Origin of the sequence: Candidatus Profftella armatura (Diaphorina cf. continua) (genome assembly GCF_016593155.1) — a bacterium.
Lineage (GTDB): Bacteria > Pseudomonadota > Gammaproteobacteria > Burkholderiales > Burkholderiaceae > Profftella > Profftella armatura_A.
Map to the genome: position 1 here is coordinate 103,845 of NZ_AP023215.1, position 14,171 is coordinate 118,015.

14 protein-coding genes and 1 tRNA gene are annotated in these 14,171 nt (G+C 26.0%); 14 read left to right on the plus strand and 1 reads right to left on the minus strand.

Annotated elements, in window-relative coordinates; genetic code table 11:
* The first annotated feature begins 34 nt into the window (after positions 1-34).
* On the plus strand, positions 35-1,855 hold the full coding sequence (ftsH, locus tag JIC14_RS00530) for an ATP-dependent zinc metalloprotease FtsH (protein ID WP_201329858.1): 1,821 nt from the start codon (positions 35-37) through the stop codon (positions 1,853-1,855).
* Between the two features lie 50 nt (positions 1,856-1,905).
* Positions 1,906-3,654, plus strand: coding sequence for an arginine--tRNA ligase (argS, locus tag JIC14_RS00535; RefSeq protein WP_201329859.1), 1,749 nt, complete (start codon positions 1,906-1,908; stop codon positions 3,652-3,654).
* Between the two features lie 17 nt (positions 3,655-3,671).
* On the opposite strand, the gene fmt is transcribed toward argS, so the two are convergent.
* Complete coding sequence (gene fmt / locus JIC14_RS00540) at positions 3,672-4,655, minus strand: methionyl-tRNA formyltransferase (protein WP_201329860.1); 984 nt, start codon at positions 4,653-4,655, stop codon at positions 3,672-3,674.
* Positions 4,656-4,916: 261 nt separating this feature from the next.
* Here fmt and truA point away from each other — a divergent pair, with 261 nt between their 5' ends.
* From truA to nuoF, 12 genes are all read left to right on the plus strand, one after another.
* Positions 4,917-5,765, plus strand: a complete 849-nt coding sequence (gene truA / locus JIC14_RS00545; RefSeq protein ID WP_201329861.1) for a tRNA pseudouridine(38-40) synthase TruA — start codon at positions 4,917-4,919, stop codon at positions 5,763-5,765.
* Positions 5,766-5,834: 69 nt separating this feature from the next.
* A complete protein-coding gene (accD, locus tag JIC14_RS00550; protein ID WP_201329862.1) occupies positions 5,835-6,695 on the plus strand; it encodes an acetyl-CoA carboxylase, carboxyltransferase subunit beta in 861 nt (286 codons plus the stop codon).
* 737 nt (positions 6,696-7,432) lie between these two features.
* Positions 7,433-8,335, plus strand: a complete 903-nt coding sequence (htpX, locus tag JIC14_RS00555) for a protease HtpX (RefSeq protein ID WP_201329863.1) — start codon at positions 7,433-7,435, stop codon at positions 8,333-8,335.
* Positions 8,336-8,484: 149 nt separating this feature from the next.
* Positions 8,485-8,922: an Hsp20 family protein gene (locus JIC14_RS00560; protein WP_201329864.1), complete on the plus strand. Its 438-nt coding sequence runs from the start codon at positions 8,485-8,487 to the stop codon at positions 8,920-8,922.
* A gap of 116 nt (positions 8,923-9,038) precedes the next feature.
* The gene (gene secG, locus JIC14_RS00565; protein ID WP_201329865.1) at positions 9,039-9,398 is read left to right on the plus strand and encodes a preprotein translocase subunit SecG; all 360 of its coding nucleotides are present in this window, start codon (positions 9,039-9,041) and stop codon (positions 9,396-9,398) included.
* A 39-nt stretch (positions 9,399-9,437) separates the two neighbouring features.
* Positions 9,438-9,526, plus strand: a tRNA-Leu gene (locus JIC14_RS00570).
* Between the two features lie 45 nt (positions 9,527-9,571).
* Positions 9,572-9,931: an NADH-quinone oxidoreductase subunit A gene (ndhC, locus tag JIC14_RS00575; RefSeq protein ID WP_201329866.1), complete on the plus strand. Its 360-nt coding sequence runs from the start codon at positions 9,572-9,574 to the stop codon at positions 9,929-9,931.
* Positions 9,932-9,934: 3 nt separating this feature from the next.
* Complete coding sequence (locus JIC14_RS00580) at positions 9,935-10,414, plus strand: NuoB/complex I 20 kDa subunit family protein (protein WP_201329867.1); 480 nt, start codon at positions 9,935-9,937, stop codon at positions 10,412-10,414.
* A 9-nt stretch (positions 10,415-10,423) separates the two neighbouring features.
* Positions 10,424-11,029, plus strand: coding sequence for an NADH-quinone oxidoreductase subunit C (locus JIC14_RS00585; RefSeq protein ID WP_201329868.1), 606 nt, complete (start codon positions 10,424-10,426; stop codon positions 11,027-11,029).
* Positions 11,030-11,071: 42 nt separating this feature from the next.
* Entirely contained in the window at positions 11,072-12,325 is a 1,254-nt protein-coding gene (locus JIC14_RS00590; protein ID WP_201329869.1) for an NADH-quinone oxidoreductase subunit D, read from the plus strand.
* Between the two features lie 39 nt (positions 12,326-12,364).
* Positions 12,365-12,868, plus strand: a complete 504-nt coding sequence (nuoE, locus tag JIC14_RS00595) for an NADH-quinone oxidoreductase subunit NuoE (protein ID WP_201329870.1) — start codon at positions 12,365-12,367, stop codon at positions 12,866-12,868.
* Positions 12,865-14,160 carry an NADH-quinone oxidoreductase subunit NuoF gene (gene nuoF / locus JIC14_RS00600; protein ID WP_201329871.1) on the plus strand — a complete coding sequence of 432 codons (1,296 nt, stop codon included), beginning with the start codon at positions 12,865-12,867 and terminating at the stop codon, positions 14,158-14,160. The genes nuoE and nuoF overlap by 4 nt, the downstream gene beginning before the upstream one ends.
* Positions 14,161-14,171 lie beyond the last annotated feature (11 nt).

Below are 14,171 nucleotides of genomic sequence, written 5' to 3' on the forward strand. Positions count from 1 at the left end.
CGCTTGAAAGCGAATAAGTTCTAAGGAAATACTAGTGAAAAATATATTTTCAAAGGCTATTATATGGACTATAATGGCACTAATGTTATTTATTATATTTAAACAATTTGATAATAGAGACATGGCTAAAAAAGTAACTCCGATTGCTTATTCAGATTTTATATTAGATGTTAAATTGGGGCGTATAAAAAATGTAATAATTGAAGATAAAAATATTTTTGCAACCACAAAAAATGGTAAAAAAATTAAAACTGTAACAACTTATTTAGACAGAGGATTAATCGGAGATCTTCTAATTCATAATGTAAAATTTGATATTAAACAAATAGAAAATCAATCTTCTTTTATTTCACAAGTATTTATTTCATGGTTTCCAATGTTATTGTTAATTGGTATTTGGGTTTTTTTTATGCGTCAAATTCAAGGAGGAGGTAAGGGCATTGCTTTTTCTTTTGGAAAATCAAAAGCACGTATGTTAAAAAAAAACTCTAACACAATTACTTTTTCTGATGTAGCGGGTTGTGATGAGGCTAAAGCAGAGGTTTATGAAATCGTTGATTTTTTACGCGATCCAGATAAGTTTCAAAAATTAGGAGGAAAAATTCCCAAGGGAGTTTTAATGATTGGCCCTCCTGGTACTGGTAAAACTTTATTGGCTCGCGCGATCGCTGGTGAAGCTAAAGTACCATTTTTTACTATATCAGGCTCAGATTTTGTTGAAATGTTTGTTGGTGTTGGTGCATCTCGTGTGCGAGATATGTTTAAAAATGCTAAAAAAAATGCGCCTTGTATTATTTTTATTGATGAAATTGATGCGGTAGGTCGTCATAGAGGAATTGGCATGGGTGGCGCAAATGATGAGCGCGAACAAACATTAAATCAAATGTTAGTTGAAATGGATGGTTTTGAAGTAAATTCTGGGGTGATAGTTATTGCGGCAACTAATCGAGTAGATGTACTCGATAAAGCTTTATTAAGACCCGGACGTTTAGATAGACAAGTTATAGTTGGTTTGCCTGATATTCGAGGGCGTGAACAAATTTTATATGTTCATATTAAAAAAATACCTATAGCAAATGATGTTAAGATTAATATCTTAGCACGTGGTACACCCGGTTTTTCTGGTGCTGATTTAGCTAATTTAATTAATGAAGCAGTTTTATTTGCTGCTCGTAATAATAAACATTTAGTTGAAATGTCGGATTTTGAAAATGCTAAAGATAAAATTATTATGGGACCAGAACGTAAATCTACTATAATGCGAGAAGAAGAACGGCGTAATACCGCATATCATGAATCCGGTCATGCGATAGTAGCTAAACTTTTACCAAAATCTGATCCAGTATATAAAGTCACTATTATGCCACGTGGACTTGCTTTAGGGTTAACATGGCAATTACCAAAATATGATCGAGTTAATATGTATAAGGATAAAATACTAGAAGATATTGCTATTTTATTTGGGGGACGAATTTCAGAAGAAATTTTCATGAATCAAATATCAACTGGAGCATGCAATGATTTTGAGCGTGCTACAAAATTAGCTCGTTTAATGGTAACCCGTTATGGAATGTCAGAAAATTTAGGTGCAATGGTATATGAAGATTCTGAAAAGGACGCTTACTTTGGTAAAATATCTTCTAAAACAATTTCTGAAGCCACACAACAAAAAGTTGATACTGAAATTCGCAATATTTTAGATACTCAATATAAATTATCTAAAAAATTATTAGAAAATAATCGTGATAAAGTAGATTTAATGGCAAAAACATTATTAGAATTAGAAACAATTGACGCTGATCAAATTAATGATATTATGTTAGGAAATAACCCTAAATTATCAAAAAAATTATAAATAAAAATTTATTCAACATTATATTTTAATTACACATTTATAAAAAATATATGCTTTTAGAAGAAAAAAAACGTATTATTAAATTATTTGATTTTGCATTAAAACCATTATTAATAAAAACCAATATAATTCCAACTATAACCCTACAGTATCCCCGTTATTCCTCGCATGGTGATATTTCTTGTAATATTGCTATGCAAATTTCTACAAAATTAAAAATAGATTCTTATAAATTAGCTAAAATAATAGTTAAAAATTTAATTCAACAAAAAAACTATATTAAACTTATACAATCTATCGAAATTATAAAACCGGGTTTTATTAATTTAAAAATTTCTGCTTCCATTAAACAAAAAACAATAAAATATATATTATCTTCTGGTGTTAAATTTGGTCAAAGTAATATAGGTTCTAATAAAAAAATATTAATTGAATTTGTTTCAGCTAACCCGACTGGTCCTCTCCATATTGGACATGGGCGACAGTGCGCAATAGGCGATATATTATCATCTCTATTTATATCTCAAGGATATAAAGTTACACGCGAATTTTATTATAATGATACCGGAGTTCAAATTACTAATTTAGCTCTTTCTGTTCAAGTACGCGCTAAAGCAATTTTTTTAGGAAAATCAACATGGCCTGATACCATTTATAATGGAGAATATATTACTGATATTGCAAAATGTTTTCTTGCAAAAGAAAAAATTATATCTATAGATGGATCTGTAAATATAATAGCTAACGGAAAAATTAATGATCTAAAATCTATTAGTGATTTCTCGGTAGCTTATTTACGTCGTGAACAAGATATAGATCTTAAAATATTTGGTGTAAAATTTGATAATTATTGCCTTGAATCATCTTTATATAAAAAAGGTAAGGTTTCTTTAGTTACTAAATTATTAATAAAATCCGGAAAAACATATTATAAAGATGGCGCACTATGGTTACGAACTACTGATTATGGAGACGATAAAGATAGAGTAATTCGTAAATCAAATGGTGATTTTACATATTTTGTATCAGATATAGCTTATCATATTTTTAAATGGAAAAGGGGGTTTATTCGAGCAATTAATATACAAGGTTATGATCATCAAGGAACTATCACTCGTGTTAAAGCTGGTTTACAGGCTATAAATATAGGTATACCAAATGACTACCCAAATTATATACTTCATAAAATGGTTACTGTTATAAAAAATGGTAAGGAAGTTAAAATTTCTAAACGTTCAGGTTCTTATATTACAATAAGAAATTTAATTCAATGGTTAAGTCAAACTGAATCAAACAATAATTCTATTGAATTTACAAAAAATTTAATACGTGGAAGAGATTTAATGCGTTTTTTTCTTATTTATAGAAAATCTGATACTGATTTTCTTTTTGATATTGATTTGGCATTAAAAAAATCAGATGAAAATCCCGTATATTACATACAATACGCGCATGCTCGTATTTTTTCTTTATTAAATCAATGGGGTGGAGATAAAAAATCTTTAATTTCTATTCAAGATTTATCGTCTTTAAATACTGAAAAAGAATTATCTTTATTAATTAAACTTTCAAATTATCCTAAAGTATTAGTAAACTCTATAAAAGATCTTTGTCCTCATTATGTTGCATTTTACTTGCGTGATTTAGCAAAAGAATTACATAGTTATTATAATTCAGAACGCATTCTTGTGAAAAATATAACTATCAAAATGGCGCGATTGGCATTAATTTATGCTACAGGTCAAGTATTAAATAATGGATTAAAATTAATAGGCATTTCTGCGCCAAATAAAATGTAATTAAGGATTATATAAAATCAACTAGAAACAAAAAATTCAATATCCTTTATAAAACCATTAATAAATTCTATTGCAGATATTTTTTTTTTATTAACTTTTTGTAATTCAAGTAATTTTATAACATTTTTTCCACAAGCTACTAATATACCATTATGAAAATTAACACTTAATATTGTCCCAGGTTTTTCAGTAGATTTTATTGATAAAGCATGTGCCTTCCAAATTTTCAAAATATTTTTTTTTTTATTTTTATAGCTAATATAATGTGTTATTGCACCTGGAAATGGATTAAAAGCATTAATTTTTCTCATAAGAGTTTTAGCTGATAAAGACCAGTCTAATACTGCTTCATTTTTTTTTATTAAAGGCGCATAATTCGCTCCAATATTAGATTGAGGTTTTAAAAATAATCTAGTCATATCATGTTCTATTTTTTGAATAGTATTAATGATCAATATTTTACTTAATTTTTCTAATTTATTTTGTAATGTCAAGGAAGTATCTTCTGGTAAAATTTTTATAGAATCTTGAGATATAATAGGTCCAGTATCAATTCCAGAATCCATTTTTATAATCGTAACTCCAGTTGATATATCTCCTGCTTCAATAGCTCTAGGAACTGGTGCCGGTCCTCTCCATCTGGGTAACAAAGAATAATGAATATTTATACAACCATAATATGGAATTTTTAATATACTATATGGTAATATTAATCCATACGCAACTACAATCATAATATCAAATTTTATTTTATTTAATAAATTATGCACTTCATTAGCCATGTTATGATATTTTCCGTTCAATTTCAGAGATATAGGTTGTATTATTTTTATAGAATGTTTTAAGGCATATTTTTTTACAGGCGAAAAATTTAATTTCATCCCCCTCCCAGATGGGAGATCTGGTTTTGTAAGCGTCAAAATAATATCATGCCCTGAATTATAAAGTGTATCTAATATAGCTACAGCAGATATTGAAGTTCCTGCAAAAATAATTTTCATTTTAAAAAATTAAAAAATAGTAAAAAATACTTTATACTGAATTAAATTTATATTCTTAAAATAAATTTAATATTTTAATTATTTTTTTGAATTTTAAAGTAATAAATTATATTATAACAATTATTGCTTTTTTTATGTATTTATACTTTATAAGATAATTTTATTAAAATTAAAAATATTTTATAAAATTAAATATTTAAAATGTTTACATTATTATAGAGAATAAAGGAAAATTTTTTGATTAAAAAAATAAATAAACGAATGGTTCTTGGCGTACAATATGACGGTTCTTTATGGAAAGGTTGGCAAAAACAATGTCACGGTAAAACTATACAAAATATTATTGAAGATGCATTAAAAAAATTTCTATTAATACCAATAAAAATTACTTGTGCGAGTCGTACTGATTCTGGGGTTCATGCTTTAGAACAAATAGTACATTTTGATACAGTATTAAAGCGTTCAAATATATCATGGATACGTGGGATTAATAATTTTTTACCATACTCAATTGTAATAATATGGGTATATGAAATTTCTACATTATCTTTGATCTCTTTAAATATTTTTAAAAATAATAAAGAAACAAAAAATATTTTTCATGCTCGTTTTAGCGCTATTTCTCGTAAATATTGTTATTTATTGTATAATCATCCAATTCGTTTACCATTATTATATAAAAAATTTGGATGGGTATATTCTCCATTAAATTTACAGCGTATGCGCCTCGGTGCAAATTATCTTATTGGAATTAATGATTTTACAAGTTTTCGATCATCAGAATGTCAAGCAAAATCTCCTATTTGTAATATATATAAATTTAATATTGAAAAACATGGAAATTTTTTTATACTAAGTTTATGTGCAAACTCATTTTTACATCATATGGTACGAAACATAATTGGATCATTAATTATAATAGGTAATTCTAAAAAAGAACCAGAGTGGATATTAGAATTATTAAAAAATAAAAATCGCAATAAAGCTGGGCCAACTTTTATGGCAGATGGTTTATATTTAGTTAAAATTAAATATTCTTCTAAATGGAAACTACCTCAAGAATCAATTTTTAAAAAATGGTTTAAAAATATTTCTAAAAATTTTTTTTAAAAATTAATTACAAAAAATAATCAAATAGTTATTATTTGACTTTTCTTTTTTTATAAGAAAGATTGACTTATGAATTGGCTTAAAAATTATTCATTTCCTAATCTACAAAAAAATAATATTTTTGTTAAAAAATCAATTCCAAAAGGATTGTGGATTAAATGTTTATCTTGTAAAACTATATTATATAAAAATGATTTAAAGTTTAATCAACAAGTTTGCCCAAAATGCGACCATCATATGTATATTAGAGCTAGAAATAGATTAAATGATTTTCTTGATAAAAATAATTTTCATGAAATTGGAAAAAATATATTACCAATAGATATTTTAAAATTTAAAGATAATATAAAATATGTTGATCGTTTAAAATTAGCAACAAAAATTTCAAATGAAACGGATGCTTTAATCGTTATAAAAGGTTCTATTATGAATTTACCGTTAGTAGTGGCTGTATTTGAATTTGAATTCATGGGTGGATCGATGGGGTCAGTTGTTGGGGAACGATTTATTCAAGGAGTACAAATTTCCTTAGAACAAAAAATTCCATTTATTTGTATCACTGCTACTGGAGGGGCTCGCATGCAAGAAGGTTTATTATCATTAATGCAAATGGCAAAAACTACAGCAATTTTAACTAAATTATCTAAAAAAAAAATTCCTTTTATTAGTATTTTAACAAACCCAACTATGGGGGGGGTTTCTGCATCTTTTGCTTTTATGGGGGACATAGTAATTGCCGAACCAGGAGCATTAATTGGTTTTGCTGGCCCAAGAGTAATTGAAAATACCGTAAAAGAAAAATTACCTGATGGGTTTCAGCATTCTGAATTTTTATTAAAAAAAGGGGCTTTAGATATGATTATTGATCGTCGTAAATTACGTTTTAAGATTGCGCGTTTATTAGCTTTATTACAAAATAAATCAATATAATCTTTTATTAAAAATTAAATAAAATGTTTACTTTAAAATATTTATATAAATTTATTTATAAAATCATAAAAATAATACTTTTTTTTATTTTTTAAAAATTTTTTAAAATTATTTAATTTTTTTTTAAAAAAGTAAAATTTTTTTTAAATAAATTATTATTCTTTAAAATTGTTATAAAAATAAAAAAAATGAAAAAAATATAATAAAAATAATTAAAAAATTTAAATTATTTTTAATTATCAAATTTTTTATAAAATTCCATGTTTTTTATAAAATTTATTTATTTGTTTTATATGTGTATCTTTTTAAAAAAAACTTTTTTATTATGCAGTATAACTCTTGTCATTTTTCCAATTCTATAGCTTAAATTTCAAAAAAAAGACATAATAATTAATTTAATTTCACAAAAAATAATTAAAAAATAAAAAATTATTATGTTTTGTTGCTATTTTCGATAAATGAGTATTAATATGTAATATAAAGTTAATAAAAAATTTTATAAATTTCATAGTTAAAACACTAAATTTAATTTTTAATTTTATAATTTTTTAAAATTTTAAATTATTTATATTAATTTTACTAAAAATACATTTTACATTCTATGTAACATGTAAAATAATATACTTAGGTATTAAAAACCTTATAAGTTTAATTATAAACATAGAAATTAATTTTATTATATAAAAATTTTTGTAAATTTTTAAATAATATTAATTAATTAAATTAAGGAAAAATAAATGAGGCGAATTTTTATATTTCTAATAACAAATATTGCTATAATCTTAGTATTAAATATTATGTTATCATTATTAGGTATTGATTATTTTTTTTATAAAATTGGATTAAATATAAAAATATTAACAATTTCTTCAATAATTTTTGGTTTTACTGGATCCATAATCTCTTTATTATTAAGTAAACAAATAGCTAAATGGTCTATGAATTTAATAATTATTAAAACTCCATCTAATTCTATTGAATATTGGTTATTAAAAACAGTAAATAAACTTTCTAAAAAAGCTAATATTGTTACACCAGAAGTTACAATATATAAAGGTGACATAAATGCATTTGCTACGGGTGCCTTTAAAAATTCTTCTTTAATAGCAATATCCACTAATTTATTAGAAAGTATGACCAAATTAGAAATAGAAGCAATTATTGCTCACGAAATTTCTCATATTTCTAACGGAGATATGATAACCATGACATTAATACAGGGAGTTATAAATACATTTATTATTTTTATTTCACGAATATTTAGCTATATTCTAGACGATTTATTATTAAATTCAGATGATGATTCCAATGATAATTATAATAATAAAATATATTATTTAATAACAACAATATTACAAATATTTTTAGGTTTTGGAGCGTCCATTATTGTAGCGTGGTTTTCGCGTAATAGAGAATTTCGAGCTGATTATGGATCAGCTAAATTGTTAGGAACATCTAAACCAATGATAAGCGCTTTACGTCATTTATCTAATATATTTATAGTTAATGATTTACCAAAATCAATGGCTATTTTAGGTATTACTAATAATTTTAAAAAAAAAAGTTTTTTAAAATTATTTTCTACTCATCCATCTTTTGAGCAAAGAATTGTGACCTTAAGTAATTTATATAAATCTTAATTTATAATAAATGTACATTTATTTTTTAAAATTACTCTTGAATTAATTACCAATTAATTTATATACTATATGTGCAGATAATATGTATTAATGAATACTATAATTCATAAAGGCTTACTGAAACTATCGCTTTTATAAGGAGATTTAAAATGACTGTAAGTGCTTTCGCTCCATTTTATCGTTCTACTATTGGCTTTGATCGCCTAGCGCAAATTTTTGATAATGTTAGAACCGAAGCCCAACAAAGTTATCCGCCATATAATATTGAGTTAGTTGATGAAAATAAATATCGCATAACTATGGCTATAGCTGGTTTTAATCGATCTGATTTAGAAATAGAAACAGAACATGATACATTAAGAGTAACTGGTCGTAAACAAGCTGATACACAGCAAAGGAATTTTTTACATCGCGGTATTGCTACCCGTAATTTTGAACACCGTTTTCAATTAGCTGATCATGTTCATGTTGTAGCTGCATTTTTTGATCAAGGAATTCTGAATATAGATCTAATTAGAGAAGTTCCAGAGGCACTAAAACCTAGAAAAATATATATCAACACAACTAAAACAGATCGTATAGAATAAAATATTAAATACATCTAGTCATAAAGACTAGATGTATAAAAATTATATTTAAAAAATAAAAATTTTATTTTGAATATTAAAAACTAAATTAAAATTTTAAAAATTATAATAATAAAATGAATATATCTTTTAAAATTATTATTTTTTTTCAAATAATTTCTGCTCTTATAATGATTAATTTAATTACATTTCAACGCAACAAAAATATATGCTTTAATAAAGGAACTACAATTAATTCCGGTATTTCTAATAGTTTATTTGGCTCTATTGGTTCTTTTAATTTTATATTTAAATTAATTTTTATATTTGCTGCAATATTTTTTTTATCAACAATAGGTTTAACATATATTAGCAAAAAAAAAATAAATAATAATACAATGAATTATTTTTGTAAAAAGCTAAGTTCTTCCAAAATACCCTCTTCTCATTCAGATGATCCTCATTCAGATAATCATGATATAAAAATAAAAAAATAAAAAATAAAATATTTTATAATTAATTTAAAAATTATTACTGCCGACGTGGTGAAATGGTAGACACGCTATCTTGAGGGGGTAGTGGCTATATTAAGGCTGTATGAGTTCAAGTCTCATCGTCGGCACCAAATAAAATATTTTAAAAACAATTTTTAATCATAAAATTATAAATCGTGAACTTTAAAAATTATTTTCCTATTTTTTTATTTATTGTTATTGGTATAATTATTGGTATTTTACCTCAAATAATAGGACGCATTTTAGGTCCACATAATCCTAATTCACAAAAAAATTCTCCGTATGAATGTGGTTTTAAAGAATTTGAGGGTGTACCAATAAAATTTGATGTACGATATTATCTTATAGCAATTTTTTTTATTTTATTTGATCTAGAAACTATTTTTTTCTTTCCATGGGGAGTTGTTATGCGTGATCTTAATTCCTCTGGATTTATGGTTATGATAATATTTATTATTGAATTTATAATTAGTTTCTTATATATTTGGAAAAAAGGTGCTTTAGATTGGGAATAAATTATGTCAATTAAAAATGTATTTAAAAAGGGATTTATAACTCTTACCTTAGATAAATTAATTAATTGGACTCGTACCAGCTCAATGTGGCCAATGACTTTTGGACTTGCTTGTTGTGCTATTGAAATGATGCATGCAGGCGCATCACGATACGATTTAGATCGCTTTGGTATTATGTTTCGTCCATCTCCACGTCAATCAGATATAATGATTGTAGCTGGAACATTATGTAATAAAATGGCACCAGCTTTACGAAAAGTTTATGATCAAATGACTGAACCAAAATGGGTAATCTCTATGGGTTCTTGTGCAAATGGTGGTGGTTATTATCATTACTCTTATTCTGTAGTAAGAGGTTGTGATCGAATTGTCCCAGTAGATATATATATCCCCGGATGCCCCCCAACTGCAGAAGCCTTATTATATGGTATTATTCAGCTGCAAAATAAAATTAAACGAACTGATACCATAATTAATCGTTAAAAATAAACTATGGTTACAAAATTGAAAAAATTAGAATCCATATTAAAGGATATATTAGGTAAGTATTTACAAAAATTAATTATAAGTTTAAATGAAATTACAATTATAATTAATGCTATAGATTATTATTCTACAATGAAAATATTACGAGATCATATTAATTTTAAATTTGAACAATTAATTGATTTATGTGGTATTGATTATTCTGTATATAATCAAAATATTAACTATAATAGTTCTCATAAAAACCTACGATTTGCAATAGTATCACATTTATTATCATTAAATTATAATTGGAGATTACGTGTTCGAGTATTTGCGGAAAATAATGAATTACCAAAATTACATTCAATAACTTCATTATGGTCTTCTGCAAACTGGTATGAACGTGAAGCATTTGACTTATTTGGAATTTTTTTTGATGGACATAATGATTTGCGTCGATTATTAACAGATTATGGTTTTTTAGGTCACCCATTTCGAAAAGATTTTCCAGTTATAGGTTATGTTGAAATGAAATATAATACAAAAAAATCTCAAATAATTTATCAGCCCGTAACAATTGAATCACGTGAAAATTATCCTCGTATAATTAAAAAAAATAAAAAAAGATAAAAATATAATATAAATTAAATATTAAAAATAAATTAAAAATAAATGTTAGAAATTAAAAACTATAAATTAAATTTTGGTCCACAACACCCCGCTGCGCATGGCGTATTACGATTAATATTAGAGCTTGAAGGAGAAGTAGTAAAAAAAGCGGATCCTCATATTGGTTTATTGCATCGTGCAACTGAAAAATTAGCCGAACAAAGAACTTATCTACAATCATTACCATATATGGATCGTCTTGATTATGTTTCCATGATGTGTAATGAACATGCATACGTTATGGCTATTGAAAAATTACTAAATATTAAAATACCAATACGCGCTCAATATATTAGAGTAATGTTTGATGAAATTACAAGATTATTAAATCATTTAATGTGGATTGGTTCACATAGTTTAGATGTTGGAGCTATGGGAGTTTTATTATATGCTTTTCGCGAAAGAGAAGATTTACTAGATTGCTATGAAGCAGTTTCTGGAGCTAGAATGCATGCTGCTTATTATAGGCCTGGTGGGGTATATCGTGACTTACCAGAAATAATGCCTCAATATAAATCATCAATTATTAGAAATAATAAAGAAACTAAAATTCTTAATGAAAATAGACAAGGCTCTTTATTAGATTTTATAGAAGATTTTACGAATCGTTTTCCTAAAAATATTGATGAATATGAAACATTATTAACAGATAATCGTATTTGGAAACAACGTTTAGTTGGAATCGGGGTAGTATCTCCAGAAAGAGCATTATCAATGGGTTTTACCGGGCCTATGTTGCGTGGATCTGGAATTAAATGGGATTTACGTAAAAAACAACCTTATGAAATTTACAATTTACTTAATTTTGATATTCCTATTGGAAAAAATGGTGATTCATATGATCGTTATTTAGTAAGAATTGAAGAAATGCGTCAATCCAATAAAATTATTAAACAATGTATTAAATGGTTACGACATAATAAAGGCCCGGTAATTACAAATAATAATAAAATAGCTTCCCCTACTCGCATTAATATGAAATCGAATATGGAAGATCTTATTCATCATTTTAAATTATTTACTGAGGGATTTCATGTCCCTTTTGGTGAAGTATATTCTTGTGTTGAGCACCCAAAAGGTGAATTTGGTATTTATTTAATATCAGATGGAGCGAATAAGCCGTATCGAATTAAAATTCGCTCTCCTGGTTTTGCGCATTTACAAAGTTTAAGTGAAATGATATCTGGACATATGATTTCTGATGTTGTAACTATTATTGGTACACAAGATATTGTGTTTGGAGAAATTGATCGTTAAAAATTAATTTATCTTTATATAAAACTTTATAAATTAAAAATGTTATTAAGTGAAAAAGTATATAAAAAAATTGATGAAGAAATAAAAAAATATCCTGTTAACAAACAAAAATCTGCGGTTATAGCAGCACTTGCTATAGCTCAAGAAGAAAAAAAGTGGCTATCCCCAGAAATACAAAAAGATATTGCAAATTACTTAAATATACCGCCAATCGCTGTATATGAGATAGCTACTTTTTATAGCATGTTCCATACAAATCCGGTTGCTAAATATACAATTACAATATGCACAAATTTACCTTGTATTTTATCGGGTAGCTTAAAATCTATGAAATATTTAATTCAAAAATTAAATATTAATTTTCCAAAACAAATTACTACAAATGATTATTTTTTTACATTAATTGAAAGTGAATGCATGGGAGCATGTGGTGATGCTCCAGTAATTTTAGTAAATAATAAACGAATGTGTAGCTATATGTCTATAAAAAAAATAGATATCCTTTTAAAAGAACTAAAAAATTATAAAGGAAATACAAAATGACTAGCCTACATAATCGACATATTAATCCTTTAATATTAGCTAATCTTAATGGTAAAAATTGGGGTTTAACAGATTATATTAAACGAGGAGGCTATAAATCTCTAAAATATATTTTTAAAAAAAAAATTACATCAGAACAAATAATTTCTGAGTTAAAAATTTCTTCTTTACGGGGAAGGGGGGGTGCTGGTTTTTCTACTGGATTAAAATGGAGTTTTATGCCTCGCAAAATTTCTGGTCAAAAATATCTTATTTGCAATAGTGATGAAGGAGAACCAGGTACATTTAAAGACAGAGATATTTTACGTTATAATCCCCATGCCTTAATAGAAGGAATGATTATTGGTGGTTATGCAATGGGCATTACAATTGGTTATAATTATATTCACGGAGAAATTTGGGCGGAATATCTTCGATTTCAAGAAGCGTTAAAAGAGGCATATACTTTTGGTATATTAGGAAATAATATTTTAAATACTAATTTTAATTTTCAAATATATGCCCACCATGGTTATGGTGCATATATTTGTGGAGAAGAAACGGCATTATTAGAATCTTTAGAGGGTAAAAAAGGAACACCGCGTTTTAAACCTCCATTTCCTGCTAATTTTGGTTTATATGGTAAACCAACTATTATTAATAATACTGAAACATTAGCTTCTATTCCATTTATTTTTTTAATTGGCGCTGAGAAATATTCTAAAATTGGTAAACCTAATAATGGTGGAACTAAAATTTTTTCTGTTTCTGGTGACATTAATTCTCCGGGTAATTATGAGATACCATTAGGAACTCCTTTTTCTCGTTTACTTAAACTAGCGGGAGGAATGCGAAATGGAAAAAAAATTAAAGCTGTTATTCCTGGAGGATCATCATCACCAGTTATTCAGGGAGATGTTATGATGAAAATAGATATGGATTATGATTCAATTTCACAAGCTGGATCAATGCTAGGATCTGGAGGCGTAATTATTATAAATGAAACACGTTGTATAGTTAAAGTCCTATTACGTTTATCGCGTTTTTATTATTTAGAATCATGTGGACAATGCACGCCATGCCGAGAAGGAGTTGGTTGGATGTATCGTATAATTAATCGCATTGAAAACGGAAATGGAAATTTAGAAGATTTAAATTTATTAAATTCTATAGCCGATAATATTCAAGGGCATACTATTTGCGCATTAGGTGACGCTGCCTCAATGCCAGTACGTTCTTTTATTAAAAATTATCGTGAAGAATTTAAATATCATATTACCCATAAATGTTGTTTAGTATCAGATAATTTATAATATTATTAATA